This is a genomic window from Novosphingobium sp. AP12 (assembly GCF_000281975.1).
GTDB lineage: Bacteria > Pseudomonadota > Alphaproteobacteria > Sphingomonadales > Sphingomonadaceae > Novosphingobium.
Window position 1 is genome coordinate 19,298 of record NZ_AKKE01000171.1, and the last position, 25,872, is coordinate 45,169.

25 protein-coding genes are annotated in these 25,872 nt (G+C 68.8%); 11 read left to right on the forward strand and 14 right to left on the reverse strand.

Annotation, left to right across the window (positions count from 1 at the left end):
* Positions 1–38: 38 nt before the first annotated feature.
* From metH to PMI02_RS23710, 5 genes are read right to left on the reverse strand one after another with little or no spacing between them, the layout of a single operon-like run.
* Complete coding sequence (gene metH, locus PMI02_RS23690; RefSeq protein WP_007687813.1) at positions 39–2,672, reverse strand: methionine synthase; 2,634 nt, start codon at positions 2,670–2,672, stop codon at positions 39–41.
* Positions 2,673–2,688: 16 nt separating this feature from the next.
* Positions 2,689–3,210, reverse strand: coding sequence for a GNAT family N-acetyltransferase (locus PMI02_RS23695; RefSeq protein WP_007687815.1), 522 nt, complete (start codon positions 3,208–3,210; stop codon positions 2,689–2,691).
* Between the two features lies 1 nt (position 3,211).
* Positions 3,212–4,258, reverse strand: a complete 1,047-nt coding sequence (locus PMI02_RS23700; RefSeq protein WP_007687817.1) for a homocysteine S-methyltransferase family protein — start codon at positions 4,256–4,258, stop codon at positions 3,212–3,214.
* A complete protein-coding gene (gene metF, locus PMI02_RS23705) occupies positions 4,255–5,160 on the reverse strand; it encodes a methylenetetrahydrofolate reductase [NAD(P)H] (RefSeq protein WP_007687819.1) in 906 nt (301 codons plus the stop codon). The genes PMI02_RS23700 and metF overlap by 4 nt, the downstream gene beginning before the upstream one ends.
* Complete coding sequence (locus tag PMI02_RS23710) at positions 5,157–6,143, reverse strand: metalloregulator ArsR/SmtB family transcription factor (RefSeq protein ID WP_007687821.1); 987 nt, start codon at positions 6,141–6,143, stop codon at positions 5,157–5,159. Before PMI02_RS23710 ends, metF begins: the two co-directional genes overlap by 4 nt.
* Positions 6,144–6,311: 168 nt before the next feature.
* On the opposite strand from PMI02_RS23710, the gene PMI02_RS27630 reads away from it, so the two are divergent.
* Both PMI02_RS27630 and PMI02_RS23715 read left to right on the forward strand, forming a co-directional pair.
* The gene (locus tag PMI02_RS27630; protein WP_007687823.1) at positions 6,312–6,482 is read left to right on the forward strand and encodes a hypothetical protein; all 171 of its coding nucleotides are present in this window, start codon (positions 6,312–6,314) and stop codon (positions 6,480–6,482) included.
* Between the two features lie 239 nt (positions 6,483–6,721).
* Complete coding sequence (locus tag PMI02_RS23715; RefSeq protein WP_007687825.1) at positions 6,722–8,377, forward strand: NAD+ synthase; 1,656 nt, start codon at positions 6,722–6,724, stop codon at positions 8,375–8,377.
* A 9-nt stretch (positions 8,378–8,386) separates the two neighbouring features.
* On the opposite strand, the gene PMI02_RS23720 is transcribed toward PMI02_RS23715, so the two are convergent.
* The 6 genes from PMI02_RS23720 to PMI02_RS23745 all read right to left on the reverse strand — a co-directional run bounded on the left by PMI02_RS23720 (position 8,387) and on the right by PMI02_RS23745 (position 14,663).
* Entirely contained in the window at positions 8,387–8,668 is a 282-nt protein-coding gene (locus tag PMI02_RS23720) for a BrnA antitoxin family protein (protein WP_007687827.1), read from the reverse strand.
* The gene (locus tag PMI02_RS23725) at positions 8,628–8,900 is read right to left on the reverse strand and encodes a BrnT family toxin (protein WP_007687829.1); all 273 of its coding nucleotides are present in this window, start codon (positions 8,898–8,900) and stop codon (positions 8,628–8,630) included. The genes PMI02_RS23720 and PMI02_RS23725 overlap by 41 nt, the downstream gene beginning before the upstream one ends.
* Before the next feature lie 101 nt (positions 8,901–9,001).
* Positions 9,002–12,439 carry a chromosome segregation SMC family protein gene (locus PMI02_RS23730; protein ID WP_007687832.1) on the reverse strand — a complete coding sequence of 1,146 codons (3,438 nt, stop codon included), beginning with the start codon at positions 12,437–12,439 and terminating at the stop codon, positions 9,002–9,004.
* Positions 12,440–12,461: 22 nt separating this feature from the next.
* Positions 12,462–13,232, reverse strand: coding sequence for a thioredoxin domain-containing protein (locus PMI02_RS23735; RefSeq protein ID WP_007687834.1), 771 nt, complete (start codon positions 13,230–13,232; stop codon positions 12,462–12,464).
* A gap of 121 nt (positions 13,233–13,353) precedes the next feature.
* Positions 13,354–14,088 carry a thioredoxin domain-containing protein gene (locus PMI02_RS23740; protein WP_238539156.1) on the reverse strand — a complete coding sequence of 245 codons (735 nt, stop codon included), beginning with the start codon at positions 14,086–14,088 and terminating at the stop codon, positions 13,354–13,356.
* A gap of 26 nt (positions 14,089–14,114) precedes the next feature.
* Entirely contained in the window at positions 14,115–14,663 is a 549-nt protein-coding gene (locus tag PMI02_RS23745; protein ID WP_007687837.1) for a DUF721 domain-containing protein, read from the reverse strand.
* Between the two features lie 84 nt (positions 14,664–14,747).
* On the opposite strand from PMI02_RS23745, the gene PMI02_RS23750 reads away from it, so the two are divergent.
* The 3 genes from PMI02_RS23750 to nudC are packed head-to-tail and all read left to right on the forward strand — an operon-like array spanning position 14,748 to position 18,029.
* Positions 14,748–15,827 carry an A/G-specific adenine glycosylase gene (locus PMI02_RS23750; protein WP_007687839.1) on the forward strand — a complete coding sequence of 360 codons (1,080 nt, stop codon included), beginning with the start codon at positions 14,748–14,750 and terminating at the stop codon, positions 15,825–15,827.
* On the forward strand, positions 15,824–17,125 hold the full coding sequence (locus PMI02_RS23755) for a serine hydrolase (protein WP_007687841.1): 1,302 nt from the start codon (positions 15,824–15,826) through the stop codon (positions 17,123–17,125). The genes PMI02_RS23750 and PMI02_RS23755 overlap by 4 nt, the downstream gene beginning before the upstream one ends.
* Entirely contained in the window at positions 17,097–18,029 is a 933-nt protein-coding gene (gene nudC / locus PMI02_RS23760; protein WP_052025717.1) for an NAD(+) diphosphatase, read from the forward strand. Before PMI02_RS23755 ends, nudC begins: the two co-directional genes overlap by 29 nt.
* A gap of 24 nt (positions 18,030–18,053) precedes the next feature.
* Here nudC and PMI02_RS23765 read toward each other — a convergent pair whose 3' ends face one another.
* Both PMI02_RS23765 and mgtE read right to left on the reverse strand, forming a co-directional pair.
* Positions 18,054–18,470, reverse strand: a complete 417-nt coding sequence (locus tag PMI02_RS23765; RefSeq protein WP_036505305.1) for a DUF1489 family protein — start codon at positions 18,468–18,470, stop codon at positions 18,054–18,056.
* 28 nt (positions 18,471–18,498) lie between these two features.
* On the reverse strand, positions 18,499–19,944 hold the full coding sequence (gene mgtE, locus PMI02_RS23770) for a magnesium transporter (protein WP_007687847.1): 1,446 nt from the start codon (positions 19,942–19,944) through the stop codon (positions 18,499–18,501).
* A gap of 173 nt (positions 19,945–20,117) precedes the next feature.
* Between mgtE and PMI02_RS23775 the strand changes: the two genes are divergently transcribed.
* The 5 genes from PMI02_RS23775 to PMI02_RS23795 all read left to right on the forward strand — a co-directional run bounded on the left by PMI02_RS23775 (position 20,118) and on the right by PMI02_RS23795 (position 23,967).
* Complete coding sequence (locus PMI02_RS23775) at positions 20,118–20,588, forward strand: peptidylprolyl isomerase (protein WP_007687849.1); 471 nt, start codon at positions 20,118–20,120, stop codon at positions 20,586–20,588.
* An 88-nt stretch (positions 20,589–20,676) separates the two neighbouring features.
* Positions 20,677–21,168, forward strand: coding sequence for an rRNA maturation RNase YbeY (gene ybeY, locus PMI02_RS23780; RefSeq protein ID WP_007687851.1), 492 nt, complete (start codon positions 20,677–20,679; stop codon positions 21,166–21,168).
* 22 nt (positions 21,169–21,190) lie between these two features.
* Positions 21,191–22,114 carry a hemolysin family protein gene (locus PMI02_RS23785; RefSeq protein ID WP_007687853.1) on the forward strand — a complete coding sequence of 308 codons (924 nt, stop codon included), beginning with the start codon at positions 21,191–21,193 and terminating at the stop codon, positions 22,112–22,114.
* A gap of 55 nt (positions 22,115–22,169) precedes the next feature.
* Positions 22,170–23,054 carry a LysR substrate-binding domain-containing protein gene (locus tag PMI02_RS23790; RefSeq protein WP_081496774.1) on the forward strand — a complete coding sequence of 295 codons (885 nt, stop codon included), beginning with the start codon at positions 22,170–22,172 and terminating at the stop codon, positions 23,052–23,054.
* 100 nt (positions 23,055–23,154) lie between these two features.
* Positions 23,155–23,967, forward strand: a complete 813-nt coding sequence (locus PMI02_RS23795; RefSeq protein ID WP_007687855.1) for a DUF2059 domain-containing protein — start codon at positions 23,155–23,157, stop codon at positions 23,965–23,967.
* Between the two features lie 42 nt (positions 23,968–24,009).
* On the opposite strand, the gene PMI02_RS23800 is transcribed toward PMI02_RS23795, so the two are convergent.
* Complete coding sequence (locus tag PMI02_RS23800; RefSeq protein ID WP_007687856.1) at positions 24,010–25,032, reverse strand: PhoH family protein; 1,023 nt, start codon at positions 25,030–25,032, stop codon at positions 24,010–24,012.
* Between the two features lie 301 nt (positions 25,033–25,333).
* On the opposite strand from PMI02_RS23800, the gene PMI02_RS23805 reads away from it, so the two are divergent.
* On the forward strand, positions 25,334–25,825 hold the full coding sequence (locus PMI02_RS23805) for an RcnB family protein (protein WP_007687857.1): 492 nt from the start codon (positions 25,334–25,336) through the stop codon (positions 25,823–25,825).
* Positions 25,826–25,872 lie beyond the last annotated feature (47 nt).

Consider the following 25,872-nt stretch of genomic DNA (forward strand, 5'->3'; position numbering starts at 1 on the left):
GCGTTGTCCCCGGTGCGGCCGGGGACGACGTTTTCGGATCAGTCGAGGTTGGGGCGCAGCCAGCGCTCCGCCGTGGGCAGGTCCACGCCGCGCCGGGTCGCGTAGTCTTCCAGCTGGTCGCGGCCGATGCGGGCGACGCCGAAGTACTGGCTCTCCGGGTGCGCGAAGTAGAAGCCCGAGACCGCCGCTGTCGGCAGCATCGCCTGGCTTTCGGTCAGGATTATGCCGGCGTTGTCCGATGCCTTGAGCAGGTCGAACAGGATCGGCTTCAGGGAGTGATCGGGGCAGGCCGGGTAGCCCGGCGCGGGGCGGATGCCGCGGTATTCCTCGCGGATGAGCGCCTCGTTGGTGAACTGCTCGTCCGGCGCATAGCCCCACAGCTTCGTGCGGACATGCGCGTGCAGGCGCTCGGCGAAGGCTTCGGCGAAGCGGTCGGCGAGGGCTTTGAGCAGGATGTCGGAGTAGTCGTCGTGCGCGGCCTGGAAGCGGGCGAGGTGCGGCTCGATGCCGTGGATGCCCACCGCGAAGCCGCCCAGCCAGTCATCCTGGGTGTCGATGAAGTCGGCAAGGCAGAAGTTGGCGCGCCCGCGTGACTTCTTGACCTGCTGGCGCAGCATCGGGATGCGCGTACCGTCTTCGAGAAGCACGTCGTCGCCGTCGCGGTGTGCGGGCCAGAAGGCGCAGACGCCCTTCGCGGTCAGCCACTTCTCGTCGATGATCTTGGCCAGCATCGCCTGTGCATCGGCGAAGAGGCTGCTCGCGCTTTCGCCGACGACTTCGTCCGTCAGGATCGCCGGGTAGTTGCCCGCGAGTTCCCAGGCGCGGAAGAACGGCGTCCAGTCGATGGTCTCGGCGAGGTCGGCGAGGTCCCATTCCTCGAAGACGTGGAGGCCCGGCTCGATCGGCGCGGCGGCCTTGAGCGCGAAGTCGGCCGGGAAGGCGTTGGCGCGCGCGTCGGCGAGCGGGAGCAGGTCGCTCTGGCCCTTGTTGGCGCGGGCCTCGCGGACCTTCTCGTAGTCGATCGAGACGGAGGACTTGAAGCCTTCCGCCTGCGTGTCCGACAGGAGCTGCGAGGCGACGCCGACCGCGCGGCTGGCGTCGAGGACGTGGATCACAGGTCCCGTGTAGGCCGGGTCGATGCGCAGCGCGGTGTGGACCTTGGAGGTCGTCGCGCCGCCGATCAGCAGCGGGATGTTCATCTCGGCGCGCTGCATTTCCTCGGCCACGGTCACCATCTCGTCGAGCGAGGGGGTGATGAGGCCGGACAGGCCGATGATGTCGGCCTGGTTCTCGTTCGCCGATTCGAGGATGCGGCTCCACGGCACCATGACGCCGAGGTCGATCACCTCGTAGCCGTTGCACTGCAGGACGACGCCGACGATGTTCTTGCCGATGTCGTGGACGTCGCCCTTGACGGTGGCCATGATGATCCGGCCCTTGGCCTTGGCGCCGGGGAGCTTGTCCGCCTCGATGTAGGGGATGAGGTGGGCGACGGCCTTCTTCATGACGCGCGCGGACTTCACCACCTGCGGCAGGAACATCTTGCCCGATCCGAACAGGTCGCCGACCACGTTCATGCCGCCCATCAGGGGGCCTTCGATGACTTCGATCGGGCGACCGCCGCGCGCGAAAATCGCGGCGCGCGCTTCCTCGGTATCCTCGACGACATAGGCGTCGATGCCGCGGACCAGCGCATGCTCCAGCCGCTTCACCACGTCCCAGCCGCGCCATTCCTCGGCAGCCTTCTCGGCGACGACGTCCTTGCCCTTGTAGCTTTCGGCGAGGTCAATGAGGCGTTCGGTCGCGGTCTTGCCGTCGGGACCGATGCCGGGATTGCGCATCATGATGACGTCTTCGCAGGCGTCGCGCAGGGCCGGGTCGATCTGGTCGTAGACATCGAGCTGGCCGGCGTTGACGATCGCCATGTCGAGCCCGGCGGGGATGGCGTAGTACAGGAAGACCGAGTGCATCGCCCGGCGCACGATCTCGTTGCCGCGGAAGCTGAACGACAGGTTCGAGAGGCCGCCCGAGAAGTGGACGTGCGGGCAGGCGGCGCGGATCTCGGCCACCGCCTCGATGAAGTCGAGGCCGTAGCGGTCGTGCTCCTCGATGCCGGTGGCGACAGCGAACACGTTGGGATCGAAGATGATGTCCTCAGGGGGAAAGCCGATGCCGGTGAGCAGGGCGTAGGCGCGCTTGCAGATCTCGATCTTGCGCTCCTTGGTGTCGGCCTGGCCGGTCTCGTCGAAGGCCATGACGACCACGGCGGCGCCGTAGTCCATGCACTTGCGCGCCTGTTCGAGGAACTGGCCCTCGCCTTCCTTCATCGAGATCGAGTTGACGATCGGCTTGCCCGAGACGCACTTGAGCCCCGCCTCGATCACGTCCCACTTCGAGCTGTCGACCATCACCGGCACGCGGGCGATGTCGGGCTCGGCGGCGATCAGCTTGAGGTAGGTGGTCATCGCCTCGACCGCGTCGAGCAGGCCCTCGTCCATGTTGACGTCGATGACCTGCGCGCCGTTCTCGACCTGCTGTCGCGCGACCTCGACGGCGGCGGGATAGTCGCCGGCCATGATGAGCTTCTTGAATTTCGCCGAGCCGGTGACGTTGGTGCGCTCGCCGATGTTGACGAAGCGGGCGCCGGTGGATGCAGGGGCAATCGAGGTCATTGTTCTTCTCGTTGAATCAGAGAGGTCGTGCGAGCACGAAGTCGTCATAGGTCTTGCCGCCCACGTCGAAGCGGCGCGTGCCGATCGTCTCGAAGCCGTGCTTGGCATAGAAGGAAAGCGCGCGGTGGTTATCGTCCTTGACGCCGAGCAGCAGGCGGCGGGCGTCCCCCGCCTCGGCCATGACGGCCTGCATCAGGGCGCCGGCGATCGTCGAGCCCTGGAAGCGCGAGAGCAGATAGATGCGCTTGAGTTCGAGGTCGCCGGGCTCGGCGAGTTCCAGTTCGGGTTCGCAGGACAGCGCATAGCCGACGGGCGCGCCGCCGGGTTCGATCTCGGCCAGCCACGCCTTCGCGCCGCTCGCGAGATAGGCGCGGTACTTCCCGGCCGAGTGCTGGGCCGTGCAGTGCGCGACGAGGCCCGCGCCGTCGATGAAGCCGGCGAAAGCCTCGAGGAACGTCGCCGCGCCGACCAGTGCCAGCGCCTCGGCATCCTCCGGCCCGGCCGGGCGGATGCGCCAGATGGGAATGTCTTCGGGCACGTCAGGCCGGCAGGATGAAGGGTTCGAGGCCGGCAAGGCGCGTGACGGCCTCAAGCTGCGGCAACGTGCGCGGCGGCATGGCGGCGACCTTGTCGGCGATGGCCTTGATATGCGCCGGAGTGGAGCCGCAGCAGCCGCCCAGCACGTTGACCTGCCCAGCGATCGCCCATTCGCCGACGAAGCCCGCCGTGGTGCCGGGCATCTCGTCGTACTCGCCCAGTTCGTTGGGCAGGCCCGCGTTCGGGTAGATCATGATGAGCGTGTCGGCGGTCTCGGCCAGCGTCTTGACGTGCGGGCGCAGCTGCGTCGCGCCGAACGAGCAGTTGAGGCCGATGGTGATCGGTTTCGCGTGGCGCACCGCGTGCCAGAACGCCTCGACCGTATGGCCCGAGAGGTTGCGGCCCGACAGGTCGGTGAGCGTCATCGACAGCATGATCGGCACTTCGCGGCCGAGTTCCTGCTCAAGCTGGCGCACCGCCATGATCCCGGCCTTGGCATTGAGAGTGTCGAACACCGTCTCGATCAGGATGAAGTCCGCGCCGCCTTCGACGAGGGCCGCGGCCTGTTCCTTGTAGACGTCCGTCAGCGTGTCCCAGTCGATCTCGCGGTAGCCGGGGTCGTTGACGTCGGGGCTGAGCGAGAGCGTCTTGTTGGTCGGCCCGATCGCGCCCGCCACGAAGCGCGGGCGGCCATCCTTGGCCTGGTACTCGTCGGCGAGGCGGCGGGCGAGCTTGGCCGATTCGACGTTGATCTCGCGCACGAGATGCTCGGCGCCGTAGTCGGCCTGGCTGATGCGGTTGGCCGAGAAGGTGTTGGTCTCGGCGATGTCGGCGCCGGCCTCGAAGTAGGCGCGGTGGATCGCCTCGGGCACCTCGGGCTTGGTCAGCGCGAGGATGTCGTTGTTGCCCTTCTGGTCGTGGGTCAGGCCCAGATCACCGGCATAGTCGGCTTCCGACAGCTTCCAGTTCTGGATCTCGGTGCCGAAGGCGCCGTCGGTGATGAGGATGCGCTTGGCGGCCTCGGCGAGGAATGTTTCGCGTGCGCTCATGCCGCGTTCTCCTTGGGGCGAAGGCCGAGCAGCTGGCAGATCGCGTAGGCCTGCTCGGCCTTGTTGAGGGTATAGAAGTGGAAATCGCGCGAGCCGCCTTCGTACAGGCGCTTGCACAGGTCGGCGGCGGCGACGGCCGCGACCAGCGCGCGCGGGCCGGGGCGCTCGTCGAGCCCGGCGAACATCGTCTCCAGCCAGTCGGGCACCAGCGTGTTGCCGCTCATCCGGCGGATCGCGGCGAAGCTCGTCACCGGCATGATACCTGGCAGGATCGGCGCGGTGATGCCCGCCGCCAGCGCCTTGTCTAGGAAGCGGAAGTAGGCGTCGGTCGAGAAGAAGAACTGCGTGATTGCGCGCGTCGCGCCCGCATCGAGTTTGCGCTTGAGGTTGTCGAGGTCGGCCTCGGCGCTGATGGCCTCCGGGTGAATCTCCGGATAGGCGGCGACCGAAATTTCGAAATCGTGGCGCGCTTTCAGCCCCTCGACCAGCGCGGCGGCGCTGGCGTAGCCTTCGGGATGAGGCGTGAAGCGACCGCCGTCGGCCGGCGGCGGATCACCGCGCAGGGCGACGATATGGCGCACGCCCGCTTCCCAGTACTGGTCGGCGACTTCGGCGATCTCGTCCTTGCTCGCCGCCACGCAGGTGAGGTGCGCGGCGGGCACCAGCGACGTTTCGCGCACGATGCGCGACACCGTCGAATGCGTGCGCTCGCGCGTGGAGCCGCCGGCGCCGTAGGTCACCGACACGAAGCTCGGGTCGAGCGGGGCAAGCTGGGTGATCGCATCCCACAGCTGCTCCTCCATCTTCTCCGTCTTGGGCGGGAAGAATTCGAAGGAGACGTTGATGTCGCCGGGCAGCCCTGCGAAAAGCGGGGATTCTGCGGGGCGTGAAGCAGCGGTCATGTCAGGCTCGTCTCTCGGTTGGCAGTGTCGGTGGTGGAGTCGCGCCGCGCCGTCCAGATCTTCACGGTGAGCGGGTCGCCATGAAGCGCCACCGGAGGAGCGGGCTCAAGCCCCGCTCCGGCCAGCAGCGCCAGCATCTGCTCGTCCGAAAAGCCCAGGCGCGCGTGGGCGTGGCGCTCGCGCAGTTCCTCGCGCTCGTGCGCGGCGAGGTCGACGACCGCGATGCGACCGCCCGGCCGCAGCACGCGGGCCGCTTCGCCCAGCACCGCGCCGGGGTCCTGCGAATAGTGCAGCACCTGGTGGAACAGCACGGTGTCGAACGCGTCGGCGGCGAAGGGCAGGGCGCCGAAGTCGCCCTGGACGAGGTCGACCTTGTCCGCCGGCAGCGCCTGCAGGCGCGCCCGCGCGATCCGCAGCATCTCGGGGCTCTTGTCGAGCGCGGTCACGCGGCCGGCGCGTGCGGCGAGCAACTCGGCCATGCGTCCGGTGCCGGTACCCACGTCGAGCAGCGCGCCGAGCGGCTGCGTTTCCAGCGCGCCGAGCAGCGCGGCTTCCACCGGCGCGTCGGCGCCGTGCAGGCGGCGCAGTGTATCCCATTCCACCGCGTGGCGCGCGAAGTAGGCCTCGGCGCTCGCTTCACGCCCGGCGCGGATCGCGGCGAGCTGGCGCCGGTCCTCGGCGCAGCGCGCGGCGAACTGCGCATCGTCGCGCTCGGCCAGTTCCAGCAGCTGCGCCGATGCGCTGCCCAGCGAAGGTGGATCGTTTTCGTTGACGGCGCTGCGCAGGAACACCCAGCTGCCTTCCTTGCGCCGTTCGGCCAGGCCCGCGTCGCATAGGATGCGAATATGACGCGAGACGCGCGGCTGGCTCTGCCCGAGCACCTGGGCAAGCTCTCCCACGGCCAGCTCCATATGCGCGAGCAGGCGCATGATGCGCAGCCGCGTCGGCTCCGAAAGAGCTCTCAGGAGGGGGTCGATCCGCATGCCGCGTCATATAAAGATATCTTTATATGTTCGCAAGCCCTAGGAAATCAGCGGATTTCGGCCCTTAACAATCCTATTTGCGTTGCACCATTGTCTCGTCTAAAGAATGGCCCTGCAGGCTTGCCTGCAAGCGTTGGCCTATGGGTCAAACAATGCAAGGGGATTCGCATGAAGAAGATTGCTTTCGCGGCGTTCGCGTCGGTTGCCGCTCTGTCGCTCGCTGCTTGCGGTGGTGACCCGGCTCCTGAAGCCACTGAGTCGGTTGAGACCACGCCGGAAGAGATGATGACCGGTGACGCCACCGACGTTCCGACCGAGGCTCCGTCCGAGGCGATGTAATCGGCGCAGGGGGCTGGCGCTGCTTCGGCAGGCTGCTGATCCCCGCCGCTTTCCGTTTCGGAACCTTCACGGGAACCGATGGAAAGTCCGTTTCACAACGGACAGAAGCCCTCCCCTGCGGGAGGGTTTTTTGTATCCGGCGCAGACGCGGGGCGGGTTTCGTCGGCCGGACCGCGATGTCCTGACGGCGCGCGGCTTTTTGTTTGCACTGCCCCCGCCTGCCGGGCATCAACCGGGCCATGCCCGATACGCTGAAGATCACCCTCGCCCAGCTCAACCAGTCGGTGGGGGATATCTCCGGTAATGCCGCAGGCGTTCTCGCCGCGCGGGAACAGGCGAAGGGCAGCGATCTCATCGTCTTCCCCGAACTCCACCTCATCGGCTACCCGCCCGAGGACCTGATCCTCAAGCCCTCGCTGATCGAGCGCGCAGCGGCCGAACTCCAGCTACTGGCCGAGGCCAGCGCCGGTGACGGCCCGGCGATGCTGGTCGGCTCGGCCTTCGTGCTCGATGGTGCGCTGCACAACGGGGTCGCCCTGCTCGACCAGGGCCGCGTCGCCGCCGTGCGCCTCAAGCACGAGCTGCCCAACTACGGCACCTTCGACGAGATGCGCCTGTTCCAGCCCGGCCCGCTCCCCGAACCGGTGATCCTGCGCGGCACGATGATCGGCGTTCCCATCTGCGAGGACATCTGGCAGCCCGAAGTCTGCCGCCACCTCGCCGACTTCGGAGCCGAGATGTTCGTATGCATCAACGGCAGCCCCTACGAGATCAACAAGGACGCCCTGCGCATCGAGGGCGTCGCCAAGCGCCGCGCGGTCGATACGGGCCTCCCGCTCGCCTACCTCAACCGCGTCGGCGGGCAGGACGAGCTGGTGTTCGACGGCGCCGGCTTCGTGGTCAACGGCGATGGCGGCCTCGCCGTGCAGCTGCGCGACTGGGAGGAGCAGGTCGCCGAAACCCGCTGGACCAAGACCGCCAAGGGCTGGCGCTGCGATCGCGGCACGGTGGAAAGCCTCGCCGTCCACCCCGAGGACATCTACTGCGCGATGGTTCTCGCCTTGCGCGACTACGTGAACCGCAACGGCTTCCCCGGCGTGGTGCTCGGCCTTTCGGGCGGGATCGATTCGGCCACCTGCGCCGCCATCGCCGTCGATGCGCTGGGGGCCGACCGCGTCTGGGGCGTGATGATGCCCTCGCGATTCACCAGCGCCGAGAGCCTCGAGGACGCCGCCGCCTGCGCCCGGGCGCTGGGCATCCGCTACACCGAAATGCCGATCGGCACGGCCATCGACGGGTTCGATTCGATGCTCGGCGAGGCCTTCGACGGCCTCCCGCGCGACATTGCCGAGGAGAACCTGCAGTCCCGGATCCGCGGCGCGGCGCTGATGGCGCTCTCCAACAAGTTCGGGCCGATGCTGGTGACCACCGGCAACAAGAGCGAGATGAGCGTCGGCTACGCCACCATCTACGGCGACATGGCGGGCGGCTACAATCCGCTCAAGGACGCCTACAAGATGACCGTCTTCGCGCTCGCCCGCTGGCGCAACCACCACGTCCCGCGCATTGGCCTCGGCCCCGCGCGGCCCGTGATCCCCGAGAACACTCTGACCCGCGCCCCCAGCGCCGAACTGCGCGAAGGCCAGCGCGACGACGACAGCCTGCCGCCCTACGACGTGCTCGACCCGATCCTCATCGGGCTGGTCGAAAACGACAAGAGCGTCGAGCAGCTGGTGAACGAGGGCTTCGAGCGCGATGCCGTCCGCAATGTCGAGCGGATGCTGCACCTTGCCGAATACAAGCGCCGCCAGGCCCCGCCGGGCGTGAAGCTCACCGCCCGCAACTTCGGCCGCGACCGCCGCTACCCGATCACCCATGCGTTCCGGAGCGGGTGAAGCGCGGCGTCAGATCCCGAGCGCCTTGCGCAGTTCCGCATTGATCCGCGATTGCCAGCCCTTGCCGGTGGCACGGAATTTCTCGACCACATCTGGATCGAGCCGCAGCGTAACCTGCCGCTTGGGATGGGCGGAGACCGGCCGGCCGGGGGACTTTAGTGTGCCGGAGGCAGGCCGAATCAGCTGGGCGCCCTTGTAGATGGCGGCCATCCGGAACATCTCCTCGGTCCATTCGGGAGCATCGTCCGGATCAATCCATTCCTCTTTTGCGGCTTCTGAGTTCTTTTCCATGGACGAACCTCATTGAAATGATGCGCCGGCGCAAACCGCGCGGTGTCCAGACGATGGTGACGGCCCGGCCCTTCAGCCAGCCAAACGTCAGATACCGTTCTTCGCCATATTCGATCCGCTCGTCCGGTAGGTCGAAATGCTCATTGGCGAAAACGAGCGGCGCATCGGCAAAATCCAGACCGCGTTCGGCGAGCGTCCTGCTGCGCTTCGCTTCGTCGAACTCGATCTCCAACGCCGATGTCTCCCCCATCCAGGAATCAGCTTCAGCGTCGGCAACCGGATTGGCGAGTTAAATAAATGTAACTACGAAAATGGCGCGGGTCAATCCGTGGCCTACTGCGCCGCGAGCAGTTCCTCCGCCCCGCCCAGATCCACGCTCACCAGCCGCGAGATGCCCTTTTCCACCATGGTCACGCCGAACAGGCGGTGCATGCGGCTCATGGTCACCGCGTTGTGGGTGACCACGAGATAGCGCGTGTCGGTCTCGCGCGTCATCGCCTCCAGCAGGTCGCAGAAGCGCTCGATGTTGGCGTCGTCGAGCGGGGCGTCCACTTCGTCGAGCACGCAGATCGGCGCCGGGTTGGTGAGGAACAGGCCGAAGATCAGCGCCACCGCCGTCAGCGCCTGCTCGCCGCCCGACAGCAGGGTGAGCGACTGCAGGCGCTTGCCGGGAGGCTGGGCGTAGATTTCCAGCCCGGCCTCAAGTGGATCGTCCGAATCGACGAGCGCGAGGTGGGCCTTGCCGCCCTGGAACAGCTGCTGGAACAGGCGGCGGAAGTGGCCGTCTACCGCCTCGAACGCGGCGAGCAGGCGTTCGCGGCCCTCGCGGTTGAGGTTGCCGATCGAGCCGCGCAGCCGGTTGACCGCCTCGGTGAGTTCGGCCTTCTCGGCGGCGCTGGTGCCCAGTTGCCCCTCGGCCTCGGCCAGTTCGTCGGCGGCGACGAGGTTGACCGGGCCGATCCGCTCGCGCTCGGCGACGAGGCGCTCCATCGCCGCCGCCTCGTTTTCGGCGCTGACGACTTCGGCGGAAGCGAAGGCGAAGCGTTCGGGCAGGACCGGGGGCGGGCACTGGAAGCGTTCGCCCGAGACGCGGGTCATCTCGACGCGGCGCTGGTCCTCGTGCTCGGCGCGGGCGACCGCCCCGGCTCGGCCCTCGCGCGTGGCGGCGAGGGTTTCCTGCGCGGCGGAAAGCGCAGTGTCGGCGCGCTTCGCGGCTTCGGCGGCGGTGGTGACGGCGGCATCGGCTTTCGCCAGTTCGTCGGCAAGGCGGGTGCGGACGCCTTCGCCCTGCTCGATCTGCGCCATCAGCGAGGCGGGCTTGGCGGCGATGATCGCGCGCTCGGTCTCGATCTCCTCTAGCCGGCCGGCCATCTGCGCGAGGCGGTTGGTGGCATCCCCCGCGCGGGCCTGCCAGCCGCGGATGTCGCCGCGCTGGGAGGTGGTGCGCTCGCGCGCGACGGCGAGCGCCTGGTCGTGCGCGGCGAGGGTGGCCATCGCGGCCTGGAGCGCGGCGCGGGCCTCGGCATTGCGGCCCCGCGCGGTTTCCAGCTCGGCGCGGCCCGAGGCAGGGTCTGGCAGGGCGGCTAGCTTGGCCTCGGCGGCAGTGACGTCGGTGGCGGCGGCGGAGCGCTGGTCGGCGAGTTCGGCGACGGCTGCGTCGAGTTCGGCGCGGCGCGCGCGCTGGCGGCTGCGCGCGTCCTCGGCCTGGTCTACCGAGCGCAGCGCCCCGCGCTCGGCATCGGCGGCGGCCGCGATCGCGCGCTCGGCGGCGATGGCTTGCGAGGAAAGGGCGGCGAGGTCCTGCTGCGCGGTGAGCTGGCGGGCTTCGGCAATCGCCACAGCCTCGCGCAGCGGCGGCAACTGCGCGTCGAGTTCGGAGAAGCGGTTCTCGGCCTCGAGCCGCGCCGCCTCGGCCGCGCCTTCGCCGCGCGCGACAAAGCCGTCCCAGCGGCGCAGCACACCGCCGCGCGTCACCAGCCATTCACCGGGGTTGAGCGCCCGCCCGTCATCCGCCTCGACGACGTGAACGAGCGCGAGGCGGGCGGCGAGTTCCGCCGGGCATTTCGCGACATGGGCGGCGAGGCTGTCGGCGACCGGCGCGGGGGCCTGCGCGCCCGTCCAGAAGCGGCCGTCGGCGCCCGGGACCGCGCCCAGCGGGGCCTTGGCGTCGCGGCCGAGCACGGCGGCGAGCGCGCGTTCGTAACCCGGCGCGGCGCGCAGGGCGTCGATGGCGACGGGCAGGCCGTGCGCGGCCTTCGCCCCCTTGGCGCGCGCTTCGCGGTCGCGGACGAGGGCGGTGTGTTCGCGCTCGATGCCGGTGAGGTCGGCGCGGGCTCCGGCGAGCGCGGAGGCGGCGGCATCGCGCTCGGCCTGGAGTGCGGCCTTGCGCGCCTGCATCTCGTCGAGGCCCTCGCGCGCGTCGGCGACGGCTGCACCGGCCGCTTCGGCCTTGGCCCGCGCGGCGGCGATGGCGGCGTCGAGGTCGGCGGCGCCGGGCTGGGCGGCGATCTGGCCCTCGATCCGCGCGGCGTCCTGCTCGATGCGGGTCTGGCGGGCGCGGGCCTGCGTCAGTTCGGCCTCGGCGATGCGCCACTCGGCCTCGACCCCGGCCTGCCGCGCGGTGGCCTGTGCAAGATCGAGTTCAGCGGCGCGGCCGGCCTGCTCCGCGCCGTCCAGCGCGTTGGCGAAGCGCGGGCGCTGCGCCTCGTCGGCCGCCAACTGCTTCTCGCCCTCGGCGAGGTCGCGTTCCAGCCGGGCGAGCGCTTCGGCGGCATCGCGGGTGAGGCGGTCGGCATCGTGGCGATCTTCCTCCAGCCGGGTGCGCTGGCGGTCGAGGTCGGCAAGGCGCTGTTCGGCGGCTTCGAGCTGGCTGGTCAGCGTCGCCATGCGGTGCCCCTGCGCCGAGGCGTCGTCGCGCCGGTCGGCCAGTTCGTCACGCGCCTGCGCCAGCGCTTCGGCGGCGGCGGCCTGCTGCGACTGTGCTTCGACGGCAAGCTGCTGCGCGGCGCTCACCCGCGCTTCGGCGGCCTGCGCTTCGCGCTTCGCGGCTTCGGCGGCGGCGGCGGCATCGCGCCAGCGGGCGAAGACGAGGCGCGCTTCGGCGAGGCGGATCTGGTCGGTCAGGGCCTTGTAGCGCTCGGCGGCTTTCGCCTGCCGACGCAGCGTGCCGACCTGCTTGTCGAGGCTCGCCATGATGTCGTCGAGGCGGGCGAGGTTGGTTTCGGTGGCGCGCAGGCGCTGTTCGGCGTCGCGGCGGCGGACGTGGAGGCCGGCGATGCCCGCCGCCTCTTCCAGCATGGCGCGGCGCTCGGTCGGCTTGGCGGCGATGACGGCGGCGATGCGGCCCTGGCTGACGAGCGCGGGGCTGTGCGCGCCGGTGGCGGCGTCGGCGAAGATCAGCGCCACGTCGCGGGCGCGCACGTCGCGGCCGTTGACGCGGTAGGCGCTGCCCGCGCCGCGCTCGATCCGGCGGACGACTTCGAGATCCTCGCGCGTGCCGTCGGCGCGGGCGCTGGTTTCCGCCTTGAGGACGACTTCGGCGAAGGCGCGCGGCGGGCGCTTGTCGGTGCCGGCGAAGATCACGTCTTCCATGCCGCCGCCGCGCATCGACTTGGGCGAGCTTTCGCCCATGACCCAGCGGATCGCCTCGAGCAGGTTGGACTTGCCGCAGCCGTTGGGGCCGACGACGCCCGTCAGCCCCGGCTCGATGCGCAGTTCGGCCGGCTCGACGAAGCTCTTGAATCCGCTGAGCTTGAGCCGGTGGATGCGCATCTGTCGGGTTACCTGCGCGCCATCAGCGCGCGCCGGCCTGCTGCAGCTTGGCTTCCAGTTCCTTCCAGCCCATCGAACCGACATTGTTGCCGTTGATGATGAAGGTCGGCGTGCCGGTGATGTTGAACTCGTCCGTCGCCTTCTGGGTCTGGTCGGCGAGTGCCTTGGCCTTGGTCGTGTCGGCGAGGCAGGCATTGGCCTGGTCGCGGGCGATCCCGCGCGAGGCGAAGAACTCGGTCATGCCGGCGACATCGGCGAACGCGCCGATCTGGCGTTCCTTGGGCAGTGCGTCCAGCGCGGCGAGCTTGGCCTTGTCGGCGCTCTGCAGGTTCTGGAACATGGTCGGCTGCCAGGCCCAGAACTGCTCGCTGAGCGGGATCACCGCCTCGGTCGAGCCACAGGTGGCGAGCAGCGATGCGGGCACGTCGAGCGCGTTGAGCATGTAGTAGCGCATTTCGTAGCTCACGCGGCCGCTGGCGACGTAGTCGTCGCGCAGGGGCTCGAAGCTTTCCTTGGCGAACTCGGCGCAGTGCGAGCAGCTGAGGGCGCCATATTCGACCAGCTTGATCGGCGCTTCCGGGTTGCCGATGCGGTAGCCGCCCTCGGGGGTCTTGGTGACGGTGTCGGCCCAGGCCTTGCCGGCGGGCGCGGCGACCTTGGCGATCGGCTCGCCCGAAGTTGGCGCAGCGGCGTCATCCTTCTTGCCGCAGGCGGCGAGGCCGAGGGCCAGCGGCGCGGCGATCAGGGCCAGGACGGCGTGGCGTGAAGTCAGGCGGAGACGGTTGCGGATCATCGGAGGCGAATCCTTAGGTAGACGCTTGTTGCATGGCTAGCCGATGGGGGCTGCGAAGACAAAGCGGGCGGCATGCCCGGCACGCGATGTCTCCACAGCCGATGCGCGGCCGGGGCGTATTTCAGATGTTGCCGGCGCGGGTTTCGGCGATCTTGGCGGTCAGGGCCTTCGAGACTGATGCCCAGTCGTTGGCCGGCAGCACTTCTCCGTTGAGCGTGAAGCTGGGCGTGCCCTGGAAGCCGAACTTCTCGACTTCGGCCTGCTGTCCGCGCAGCGTGTCGAGCTTGGCCTTGTCGGCGAAGCAGGCATCGACCTGCGGGCGGCTGATGCCCCAGCTTTCCATCTTCTCGTAGAAGCCGAAATCGTTGGCGATGGCGCGCATGCGGATGGGCATTTCGCCCTGATACCAGCGCGCCTGCTGGTCCTTGCTGAAGCCCTCGGCCTTGGCGAGCCAGGTGTCCTGGGTGCCGAAGAAGGCGCTGTGCCGCACGAAGAAGCGCTTGGGATCGCCGCAGTTGGTGAGCATCGCCACGGTCAGGTCGATCGGGTTGCGCAGGAAGTTCGTGACGGTGACCGAGACCTGGCCCTTGGGCACCACCGTGGCGCGCAGGACCGCGTCGGACTCCTTGTGGAAGTGAGCGCAATGCGGGCAGGTGTAGCTGACGTATTCGACCAGCTTAACCGGCGCGTCCGGATTGCCGTAGCGGTGGCTGCCGTTCGCCGTCGTCGCGACCTGGGCGACCCAGTTCACTTTACCGGCGGGCAACTGCGCGGGCTTCTTTGCGGGGGCGGCGGCGACGCTCGCTGCGGCGCAGGCGAGCAGGGCGGCGATGCGGAGATATGAGCGGGTCTTCATCTGGGGTTTGTCTGCCATCGCTAAGGTTAGTCTTCGTCTTTCCGGGCCTCGATGCTGCGCGCCAGCGATTCCAGCACCGCGCGCAGTTCGGGATCGCCGATGTCTCGCAGCGATTCGCCGAGTTCGAACGGCACCGGCTTGAGCATGGGCGGAGCGGTGCGCGGCTTTGAAGCAGGCGGCGGCTTAACGTCGCCTTGCCGGATCTTCACGCGGGCGACGGCCTTGTAGCCGAAGAAGCGATTCACCCGGTCCATGATTTCCGGGATGACGTGCTGGATCATGGGGGCGTGGGCGGCGACGACCACGAGCTGGAGGATGCCCTCGCTCTTTTCACCGGGGGGGAAGCGGATCGATTCCGGAGAGCAGACGCGCGCGTGGCGGGCGCCGACGATCTCCGGCCAGCGCGACACCACGCTCGACTGGACGAAGCCGAAGCGGCGGAAGGCGGTGCGCCCCACCTCGGGCATGAGTTCGGAGATCGGGCGTGCGCCGCCGCCGCGCGGGCGCTCGTAGCGCTTCAGGCCGGACGCGACCTTGGCTGCTTTCGCGGGCTTGCCTGCGCCGGGTTTTTCCACCTTGTCCAACTGTTTGCCGTGATTCCGTTATGGGCCCGTTTCATGGCCGTTCCATTGCCGGGTCTCCAATGCCATAGCGGTCGGATGGACGCCAGTTCGGATACCACCGCTACGCCCAGGATCGCGCAGGACCTGCTGGACTGGTACGACGCCCATGGCCGCACCCTGCCCTGGCGCGTGCGGCTGGATGAGCCCGCGCCCGATCCCTACCGTGTCTGGCTGTCCGAGGTCATGCTCCAGCAGACGACGGTGGCGGCGGTGAAAGCCTATTTCACCGCCTTCACCACGCGCTGGCCGACGGTTGAGGCGCTCGCCGCCGCGCCCGAGGGGGACGTGATGGCGGCATGGGCGGGCCTCGGCTACTACGCAAGGGCCCGCAACCTGCTGGCCTGTGCCCGCGAAGTCGCGGCGAACGGCGGGGCGTTCCCTGACACCGAAGAGGGCCTGCGCGCGCTGCCCGGCCTTGGCGCCTATACGGCCGCCGCCGTCGCCGCGATTGCGTTCGGGCGGCGCGCGGTGGTGGTGGACGCCAATGTCGAGCGCGTCGTCGCCCGGCTGTTCGCGATCGACACGCCGCTTCCCGCAGCCCGGCCGCTTATCCGCGAATACGCCGAGGTCATCACCCCGGACGCGCGGGCGGGCGATTTCGCGCAGGCCATGATGGACCTCGGCGCCACCGTCTGCACCTCCCGCGCGCCCCGCTGCCTGCTTTGCCCGCTCTCGGCCGGCTGCGCGGGGAGGGCGAGCGGTGAGCCCGAGCGCCTGCCGGTGAAGGCGGCGAAGAAGGCAAGGGCGACGCGCAAGGGCCGTGCGTTCTGGATCGAGCGCGAGCGCGGCGGCCAGGCCGAGGTCTGGCTGGTGCGCCGCGCCGGCAAGGGCATGCTCGGCGGCATGCGCGCGCTTCCCGACGACGGCTGGGCCGCGCGCGCCGATGGTTCGGGCGAGGGGCCGATAGCCGGACCCTGGGAAAGCGCGGGCGCGGTCGGGCATGTCTTCACCCACTTCGCGCTCGAACTCGAGCTCGCGGTCTACCTTGGCGAGCGGGTCGAGGGGCTGGAGGACGGCGAATGGTGGCCGCTGGACCGGCTGGACGAAGCTGGCCTTCCCACGCTGTTCGCCAAGGCCGCGCGCCTCGCCCTCGCTGCCGAGAGGGAGGACGCATGATCGACCGGCTCGGGGCGGCGATGGACCGCCGCGCGATCCTGCGCATGGGCGCCGCCGCAGGGCTCGGCGCCGCGCTGATGCCCCGGCTGGCCTGGGCGGCGACGCAGCCCGAGCTGCTCCCCAAGGTCCGCACGCTGGTCGAGCGTTGGACCGGGCCGGGCAAGTTCCCCGGCATGGTCGCCTCGCTCGGCCTGCCCGGACGCGAGCCGGAATTCGTGGCGCGCGGGAGCGAGGGCTTCACCGACGCCGATGCGGTGACGCCGGACAGCCTGTTCCGCATCTACTCGATGACCAAGCCGGTCACCGCGATGGCGGCGATGCAGCTGATCTCCGAGGGCCGCCTCGCGCTCGACCAGCCGGTCCACGAGATCCTGCCGCAGTTCCGGCACATGTCGGTGCAGGACACTTACGACGGTCCCGTCACTGCGCTGCACGCCGCTCCCGCCCCGATCACCATGCGCCACCTGATGACGCACACCTCGGGGCTCGGTTACACGATCGTCCAGCAGGGGCCGATCAAGGCGCTGATGGAGAGCAGGGGTCTCGTCCCCGGCCAGATCAGCCGCCTCTCGGCGCCCGGCCTCGACTGGGGCACGCCGGTCAGGGGGCTCGACCACTTTGCCGACCGGCTGGCGCAGGTGCCCCTGGTCGCCGACCCGGGCACGCGCTGGAGCTACTCGATGGGCCTCGACCTGATGGGCCGGGTGATCGAGGTGGTGACCGGGCGGCCTTTCGATGCCTACCTCCAAGACACGATCTTCGCGCCTGCCGGCATGACCAGCACATGGTTCCGAGTACCTGCCGGCGAGGCACACCGGCTGACCACCAATTACCTCGCGGTGGGCGAAGTGCTCCTGCCGATCGACGAGGGCGCGACCTCGATCTACCTCGACGCGCCCGCGTTTCCCTTCGGCGGGTCGGGTCTCGTCAGTTCCCCGCGCGACTACGACCGGTTCCTGCGCCTGCTTGCGCAGATGGGCACGATCGACGGCACGCGCGTGCTGGGCGAGGCGGCGGTACGTACCGGCACCTCGGACCTACTGCCGCCCGGCGTCACCATGCCCGCCAGCTTCGGCGGCCCCGCCGGGTTCGGCGCGGGCGGGCGCGTGGGCCGGGGCGCGGAGGCCGGGATCTACGGCTGGTCGGGCGCGGCCGGGACGGTCGGCATGGTCGACATGGTCCATGGCCTGCGCTCGCAGCTGTTCGTCCAGTTCATGCCGCCCGACGCGCTGGACCTGCTTCCCGAATTCCAGTCGGCGCTGAAGGCCGATGTCCTTGCGATCCTGGAGACCCGCTGACGTGCTGCTCACCCCATCCGCCCCCATCGCCTTCGCCGGATCGCACATCGACCGCGCCGATCACGTCCGCGGCGACCCCGATGCCATCGCCGCCCTGATGACCGCGCAGGCCCGGCTCATGCGGCTCGACGGGCTCGACCCGGTGCTGACGCCGGACAGCCTGCTCGACTGGGGCAGCCTAGCCGATGCCGCATCCGGGGCCGAACTGGTGTTCCTCGGCCTCGACGACGAGGCGCGCGGCTGCTTCGTCGAAGTCCCCCCGGCCAACCCTTCGGGCGGACCTCATGCCGGCCCGGCGAGCTGGAACGCGATGACCGTGCTCGAACCGGGCGAGCTGGCGGCCTACGGCGGCGCCCGCGCGCTGGTCGGCTGGCATGCCCGCCACCGTTTCTGCGCGGTCTGCGGCCATGCCACCGTGCTCGCCAAGGGCGGCTGGCAGCGCACCTGCACGTCCTGCGCCACCGAGCATTTCCCCCGCGTCGACCCTGTCACGATCATGACCGTCGAGCACGAGGGCAAGCTGCTCCTTGGCCGCCAGCCGCGCTTTCCGGCGAGGCGCTACTCGGCGCTCGCGGGCTTCGTCGAGCCCGGCGAGACGATCGAGGAAGCCGTCGCGCGCGAGACGTTCGAGGAAGCGGGCGTGCGCGTGCGCGACGTGACGTACGTTGCCAGCCAGCCGTGGCCGTTTCCCTCCTCGCTGATGATCGGCTGCCACGCCTTCACCGACGACGGGGCCATCACCATCGACACCACCGAACTGGAGGACGCCCGCTGGTTCACCCGCGAAGAGGTGGTCGAAGCGCTGGAGGCCATCGAAGCAGGCGAGGTGGGCCGTGCCTTCGGGGCGCCGCCGAAATACGCGGTCGCGCATGTCCTGCTGCGCTGGTGGGTGGACCGGGGATAGGCTGATCCTCCCCGCAGGAGGGTTCTAGACCAGCCCCAGCTTCATCAGTTCGCGCGCCAGCCTGGGCGGGATCACATCGCCCGCGTCCTCGCCTTCGCCGAGGTCGCGCGGGGCATCCTCGTCCTTGAGATAGCGCCAGCCCTGGTGGGCCCGCTTGGGCTTGGAGACGATGGGGATCAGTTTCGGCTCGAGGCGGATGTGCCAGCGGCCGTCCTCGGCGCGCTGCTCGAAGCCGATGATGGGCGAGCGGCCGATCAGCGTATGCTCGAATATCCAGAACAGCGAGCCGCCGATCATCTCGGCATGACGGGTCGGCAGGTAGCGCGTGGTCATCAGCGCTTCGCCCGCGCCCCCGTTGGCCCCGGCATGGCTTTCGAGCCATGCGCGCAGGGAGGCGGGGCTTGTCGCGGAGAAGGCGATCTTGGTCATGTGCAGCGGCATCATGGCCAAGATAGGGTGCGCGGCGCCGTCAGGCGAGTCCCGTCAGCACCGCAAGGCCGAGGAACGAGAAGAAGCCCATGGTATCGGTCGCCGTGGTCACGAAGACCGACGAGGACACCGCCGGGTCGACGTTGAAGCGGTCCAGCGTCACCGGCACGAGGATGCCCATCAGGCCCGCCACCAGGTTGTTGATCACCATGGCCGAGGCGATCACCGCGCCGAGCAGGGGATTGCCGAAGACCAGAGCGGTCCCGACCCCGATCAGCAGCCCGAGCGCGGCACCGTTGGCCAGCGCGATGCGCAGCTCGCGCCAGATCATGCGCACGGTGTTCGATTCGGTCAGCTGGTTGGTGGCGATCGCGCGGACCACCACGGCCAGGGTCTGCGTGCCGGCGTTGCCGCCCATGCCCGAGACAATCGGCATCAGCACCGCCAGCAGCGCGAAGCGGGTGATCGCGCCCTGGAACAGCCCGACCACCGAGGAGGCGATCATCGCCGTGCCCAGGTTCACCACCAGCCAGGTCAGGCGGGCGCGCACGGTGAGCAGGATCGGCTCGTTGATGTCGCCATCACCCGCGCCCGAGAGCAGCAGGGCGTCCTCGCCCGCTTCCTCGGAGATGATGTGGACGATGTCGTCGACGGTGATCTGACCGATCAGCCGCCCCGACGGGTCGACCACCGCGGCCGAGATCAGCGCGTACTTCTGGAAGCGCAGCGCGACTTCCTCCTGGTCCATGTCCGCCGGGATCAGGGTCTGGTCGCGCGCCATGACGTCGTAGAGCGGGATGTTGCGCGGGCAGCGCAGGATCCACGAGAGCGCGCAGGTGCCGACCGGGCGGTGCATCGGATCGACGCAGAACACTTCCCAGAACTCGGTCGGCAGCTCGCGGTGTTCGCGCAGGTAGTCGATGAGGTCGCCCACCGTCATGGTGTCGGGCACCGCGACATGGTCGCGGCTCATCATGCGGCCGGCGGATTCCTCGGGGAAGGCCAGCGCCGTCTCGATGGCGGCGCGGTCTTCCGGCTCCATCTCGGCGAGGACGGCCTGCTGGTCCGCCTCGTCCAGATCCTCGAGCATGGCGACGGCGTCGTCGGTATCCAGCTCGCCCGCGATTTCCGCCACCACGTCGGCGGGCAGCGCCTCCATCAGCAGTTCGCGAACCCAGTCGTTGAGTTCGGCGATGACCTCCACGCCCATGAGGTCGCGGATCGAGGTGGCGAGCGTCAGGCGCTCGTCCGCGTCGACCAGCTCGAACAGGTCGGCGATGTCGGCGGGGTGCAGCGGTTCGACGAGGTCGTAGACGCGGTCGGAATCCTCGTCGTCGAGGGCTTCCTTAACGCTGCGGACGAATTCGGGCTTGAGGCGGTTGTCCTCGTCCAGCGATTCGGATTCGCCGGAATTCTCGGGCGAATCCGGGCGCGCGGCGTCTTCCGCTTCGTCCCGCAGTTCGTCCTTGAGGTCAGCGTCGCTCATAGGGGCCGGTCTACGCAGCTATTTCGCAATTGCAACAGGGGGAAGGCGCGGCTTCGGCGGTTTCCCCGATGCCTTGTCGGGGAGTGGTGACATTGCCGCGCCGCGCCCTATATCGTGGCGCGAGCCCAACGGCGCCCGATCAGGACCGGCGCGCCGGCAGAAGGAGACATGCGATGGCTGACGAATTTCTCACCCTCACGCTCGATACGGGCAATGGCGAAGGCGGCGACGTCAAGATCAAGCTGCGCCCCGACCTGGCCCCCGGCCACGTCGAACGCATCAAGGAACTGACCGGCGAGGGCTTCTACGACGGCGTCAAGTTCCACCGCGTCATCCCCGGCTTCATGGCGCAGGGCGGCTGCCCCGACGGCACCGGCATGGGCGGCTCGAAGAAGCCCGACCTGCAGGCCGAATTCAGCGCCGAGCCGCACGTGCGCGGTGTCGCCTCGATGGCGCGCACCAGCTATCCGCACTCGGCCAACAGCCAGTTCTTCATCGTGTTCGACAACGCGACCTTCCTCGACAAGCAATACACCGTCTGGGGCCAGGTCGTCGAAGGCATGGAATTCGTCGACGCGCTTCCCAAGGGCGAGCCCCCGCGCGAGCCGGGCAAGATCGTCAAGGCGACCATCAGCGAAGGCTGATTTCGGTTTGCATCGATACGGGAGGGCGGTCCGGTCGGGCCGCCCTTTTTCGTTTGGGGGCCCGGCGCCGCGCCGTTAAAGCCGGCCCATGGACCTCGAAATCGACATCGAAGAACCCTGGCTCCCCGCGACCGACTGGGCCGACCTCACGCAGCGCGCGCTTGAGGCGCTGGTGGAAGTGGCGCCGGAGCTGGACAATCCGCGCCTCGTCGCGAGCGTGCTGTTCACCAGCGACGCCGAGGTCCACGTCCTCAACCGCGAGTGGCGGGCCAAGGACAAGCCGACCAACGTGCTGTCCTTCCCGATGCTGGAGCGGGACGATCTGTTGGACCTCGATCCCGACGGCCCCCCCGAAATGCTCGGTGACCTGGCGCTCGCTTGCGAAACCTGCACACGCGAGGCGGCGGAGAAGGGGGTGCCGGTTGAGCATCACGCGGCCCACCTCATCATGCACGGACTGCTGCATCTCGCGGGCCACGACCACGAGACCGGCGAGGCCGATGCCGAGGCGATGGAAGCGCTCGAAACAAAGGCACTTGCGATTCTCGGCATTCCCGACCCATATGGGGACCGTTTCTAGGCAGCAGGGATTACGACGCACAATGGCCGACAATGGCCGCCACTCCGAGACGGGCTCGGGAGAAGGCGACAGTAGCGGCACGCTTTGGCGTGCTTTCCGCCGGTTGTTCCAGGGCGACGGCGACCAGTCGCTGCGGGCGCAGATCGAGGAAGTCATCAACGACCACGAGGGCGACGGCGATGCCGAAGCGGCCTCGAAGGGCGACCTCTCCTCGATCGAGCGCCAGATGCTGCGCAACCTGCTCCACTTCAGCGAACACGACGCCGACGACGTGGCGATCCCGCGCGGCGAGATCATCGCGATCCCGGCCGCCGCCACCTGGGCCGAGGTGGTCGAAGCCTTCGCCGAGCACGGCCACAGCCGCCTGCCGGTCTACGGCGAGACGCTCGACGAGATAAAGGGCATGATCCACATCAAGGACGTGTTCCCGCTGCTCGCGCGCGGAACCCCGCCGCCGGACGACTGGACGCGGCTGATGCGCCAGCCGCTCTACGTGCCCCAGTCGCGCGGGGCGCTCGACGTGCTGGCCGACATGCGCGCCCAGCGCATCCACCTCGCGGTGGTGATCGACGAGTACACCGGCACCGACGGCATCATCACCATCGAGGACCTCGTCGAGGAGATCGTCGGCAATATCGAGGACGAGCACGACGATGCGCCCGAGGAATTGCTGGTTGCAATCGATGCAGGTATGTGGGACGCCGACGCCCGCGTCGAACTCGACGAAGTGGCGCGGCGGATCGACCCACGGCTCGCCGAAGTCGAGGAAGCCGTCGACACGCTCGGCGGCCTGGCATTCGTCCTGGCCGGACAGGTCCCGCAGGTCGGCACGATCGTGGATCACGACAGCGGCTGGCGGATCGAGGTGACGGACGGCAACGAACGCCACGTCACCCGCCTCCGGCTGCACCCGCCGGTGGAAGAATTGGAGAGAGAGGCAAATTAATCGCCGTCCCCGCGCCCGCGGTGGGCGATCATAAACGAGTGAAAAGACACAGAAATTGCCTGTACGCCGTCTTCCCCCCCTCCGTGCTCTCGAAGCCTTCGTGCGCGTCGTGCGCCTTGGTTCCGCCAAGGCTGCCGCGAACGAACTCGCGCTCAGCCCGTCCGCCCTGTCGCGCCGCGTCGCCGCGCTCGAGGACTTCACCGGCAAGAGGCTGTTCACGCGCCAGCACCAGGCGATGAAGCTCACCGACGAGGGCCTCGCCTTCTACAATGCCATCGGCCCCAAGCTGGAAGAGCTGGCCGAGGCGGTGGAGGCGCAGATCGATCGCGGGCAGGTGCTGCGCCTGCATCTGGGCGTGCCGTCGCTGTTCGGCGGCCAGCGGTTGTTCCCGCGCCTGCCCGAGCTGCGCAAGCTGCACCCGCGCCTGCACATCGACATCGACACCGGCGCCCACCTGGAAGACCGCGTGGGTGACACGCTGGACGCGGCCGTGATCCTCGCGAAGGAACCGGACCCGGCTTATTACCGCGTCCAGCTCGACCACAACAAGGTCTTCGCGATCGTCTCCAAGGAGCTGGCGGAGGAACTCGGCCCGGTGCCGGACGAGGTCAAGCTGTCGCGCCAGACCTTCCTGATTCACCAGGACCTGCCCGAAAGCGTCGAGGCGTGGAAGAACGCCATCGGCCTGCCCGACCTCGAGCCCGCCTCGATCGACCGCTTCGATTCGGGCCAGCTGGTGCTGGAAGCCGCCGCGCAGGGCCTGGGCATCGCCATCATGCACGACGACCACTTCCGCCGTGCCCACGACACCCGCCTCGCGCGGCTCTACGACATCGACGTGGAAAGCCCCTACCGGTACTGGTTCGTCTGCCGCCCCAAGTCGCTGGAATCGCGCCCCGTGCGCATTTTCCACGAGTGGCTGCTGCAGGCCGGGCTCTAGACCGGGCGCACGGCCCGCCCGCACATTTCGATTTTCCCTGTCACACGAACGGTCTAGCCTGTGCCGGCCCCGTTCGTGCGGGCTTCTGGGGGAATTTCCGATGCGTCCTGTCCTTGCCGCCGCCGGTGCGGCTTTCCTTGCCCTTGCGGCTCCCGTTCTCGCCGCGGAGCCTGCGCCGGTCGCGCCCGCGCCGGTCGATCCGGCGCGCCTCGCCGCCGCGCGGCAGACCGTCGACTACGTGTTCCCCGCCGGCACTTACGGCCGGATGATGGGCGGGACGATGGACAAGCTCATGGACACGATCATGGATTCGACCATGCGCCTGCCCCTGAAGGACCTCGCCGGGATGACCGGCGTCGATACCGAGACGCTGGGCGAGGGCTCGCTCGCCGAGATGATGGAAATCTACGACCCCGCCTACAAGGAGCGCATGCGCCTCTCGACCCGCGCGATGATGGACGAGATGATGGGGCTGATGACCACGTTCGAGCCGGAAATCCGCAGCGGCCTCGCCAGCGCTTATGCCCGGCGTTTCGACGGGGGGCAGCTGGCCGAGATGAACCGCTTCTTCGCGACGCCGACCGGCAAGGCCTATGCTGCCGATTCGTACCTCATCATGATGTCGCCCGACGTCATGGAGAAGATGACCGCCTTCATGCCGCAGATGATGAAGGCCATGCCCGCCATCATCGGCAAGGTGAAGGACGCCACCGCCGGGCTGCCCAAGCCGCGAACCTTCGCCGATCTGTCGGACGCGGAGAAGGACAAGCTGGCCAAAATTCTCGGCATCTCGCGCGAAAAGCTCGACGAGAACGAGGCGGCGAAGGCTGCCGACGATGTCGTGACCGACGATGCCGGCGAAGCGGTGATGGACAACGCCGAAGATGCCGTGATGGATGCAGAGCCGGAGTAAGCGGTTGAAAGCGCCGCCCCGGTCGGGGGCGGCGCTTTCCAACTACTCCGTCTTACCCTCGTAGGCCTCGACGATGCGGCCGACGATCGGGTGGCGCACCACGTCCGCCACGGTGAAGCGGGTGACGGCGATGCCGTCCACCCCTTCGAGCCGCGATACCGCGTCGGCCAGCCCGCTCATGCGCTCGCCGCCGGGGATGTCGATCTGCTTGGGATCGCCGCAGACCACCATCCGGCTGTTCTGGCCGAAGCGGGTGAGGAACATCTTCATCTGCTCGCGCGTGGTGTTCTGCGCCTCGTCGAGGATGACGAAGGCATCGGCCAGCGTGCGGCCGCGCATGAAGGCGATCGGGGCGATCTCGATCTCGCCGTTGGCGAGGCGGCGCTCCACCTGCTCGGGCGGCATGCAGTCGTACAGCGCGTCGTAGAGCGGGCGCAGGTAGGGGTCGACCTTGTCCTTCATGTCGCCGGGCAGGAAGCCCAGCTTCTCGCCCGCCTCGACAGCCGGGCGCGAGAGGATCAGGCGCTGGACCGAGCCGGTCATGAGCTGCGAAACCGCCTGCGCGACCGCCACGTAGGTCTTGCCGGTGCCGGCCGGGCCGAGCGCGAAGATCACGTCGGTGCGGGCCAGCGCGCGCATGTATTCGATCTGCGTCGCCGAGCGCGGCACGATCGTCTTCTTGCGCGTGCGGATCATGATCGGCGCTTCGCCGCCGGTGTCGCCGGAGATGATGCCTTCGAGGGTGGGTTCGGAGCTCATGGCGATCAGCGATTCTATGGCCCCGGCGTCGAGGTCCTGGCCCATCTCGAGGCGGTGATACATGCCCTTGAGCGTGTCGCGGGCGCGGGCGACGGAATCGTCGGGCCCTTCGATCTGGATCTTGTTGCCCCGGGCGGCGATGTAGACGCCGAGGCGGTTCTCCACCTGCACCAAGTTCGCATCGAACTGGCCGAACACGGCCCCCAGCAGCGTGGGTTCGTCGAACTCTATTTCGACACGCGCCCGGCGGTGAGTCTCTGGGCGGAACTGCGCCGGATCAACGGCACGTGCTGCTTTGCGGGCCATGCGCTCCTTTCAGGTAGGATTGCTCTCTCGTTCTATCGTGAAGATGGCTCCGCATGGCCCGGCAGGCAAGGAGGGGGCGTCGGAAAACTTTTCGTTTCGTGGGGGATAACCGGGCGGTTCGCCGACAAAAAAGCAATTGCCCCGGCAACTGTCGCAGGGGTGCGACACTTATGACCGGTCGCTGCACGTGATGTTACCGGGTCGTTCAGGGCGTTACGCGCAGCTTTGCCTACAGAAGACCGGTTCGCCCTGCTCAGGCTCCGGCCCTCGAAGTCGACGATAAAAATAAGGAGATGTCACCATGCGCAAGTTCTTCCTCGCCGCGATCGCCGCGAGCGTTGCCCTTCCTACCCTGGCGGTTCCGACGATGGCCTCGGCCCAGAGCGCCCGCGAAGTCCGCGACAGTTCGCGCGATGTCCGCCGCGACCAGCGCGACCTGCGCGATGCCCAGCGCTACGGCAGCCAGCGCGACGTCCGCGACGCCCGCCGCGACGTACGCGATTCGCGCCAGGAACTGCGCGAGGACTGGCGCGACTATCGCCAGAGCCACCGCAATACCTACAAGCGCCCCGCCTACGTCGGCCCGCGCGGCTACGCCTACCGCCCTGTCGCGGTCGGCCACCGCTTCGACCGCGCCTATTACGGCGACCGCTACTGGGTGCGCAACTATTCGACCTACCGCCTGCCCGCCCCGCGCGCCGGCCACCGCTGGGTCCGCTACGGTAACGACGTGGTCATGGTGAATACTCGGACCGGCCGTGTCGTGACGGCCTACAACAGCTTCTTCTGGTAAGCTGATTCTCCGCCACGGCGGAACGCAGGGACGGTCCCGGAGCCCAT